Source organism: Streptomyces poriferorum, assembly GCF_019399235.1.
In the GTDB taxonomy this organism is placed as follows: domain Bacteria; phylum Actinomycetota; class Actinomycetes; order Streptomycetales; family Streptomycetaceae; genus Streptomyces; species Streptomyces poriferorum.
Genome location: NZ_JAELVH010000589.1, coordinates 1 through 738, shown reverse-complemented (window position 1 = coordinate 738; position 738 = coordinate 1). Strand labels below are relative to the sequence as shown.

1 protein-coding gene is annotated in these 738 nt (G+C 71.3%); it reads left to right on the top strand.

Translation table 11 applies throughout. The features are described 5' to 3' along the window. Positions 1 to 738 (top strand): NAD-dependent epimerase/dehydratase family protein (locus JGS39_RS39860; protein ID WP_219574635.1); only part of this gene is annotated, 738 nt, incomplete at both ends.

The window sequence follows — 738 nt, the reverse complement described above, 5'->3', positions numbered from 1 at the left end:
TCACCGGCGCCGCCGGCGGTCTCGGCACCCTGATGCGCGGACTGCTGCCCGCCCACGGCTACGCGCTCCGCCTGTTCGACATGGTCCCCGTCGAGGGCGAGCCGGACGCGATCACCGCGGACCTCGGCGACAAGGAGGCGCTGCGCGAGGCCGTGCGTGGCGTCGACGCGATCATCCACCTCGCGGGCATCTCCCTGGAAGCCTCTTTCGACAAGATCCTCCGGGCGAACATCGAGGGCACCTACAACCTCTACGAGGCGGCCCTGGCGGAGGGCGTGCGGCGGATCGTCTTCGCGTCCTCCAACCACGCGGTCGGCTTCACCCCCCGGCCGCTGCCCGGCGACCCGCTCATCCCCATCGACACGCCGCGCCGCCCGGACACCTTCTACGGACTGTCCAAGTCCTTCGGTGAGGACCTCGCCCAGCTGTACTGGGACCGGCACGGCCTGGAGACCGTCTCCGTACGCATCGGCTCCTGCTTCCCCGAGCCGACGTCCGTACGGATGCTGTCCGTCTGGATGAGCCCCGCCGACGGGGCCCGGCTCTTCGACGCCGCGCTCACCGCCGAGAACGTGGGCCACACCGTGATCCACGGCTCCTCGGACAACACCCGCCTGTGGTGGGACCTGACGACGGCCCGCTCCCTCGGCTACGACCCGCAGGACGACTCGGAGGAGTACGCGGCGAAGCTCGTCGCCGAGCACGGCGAGCTCGACCCGGACAACCCGGACCACGCCC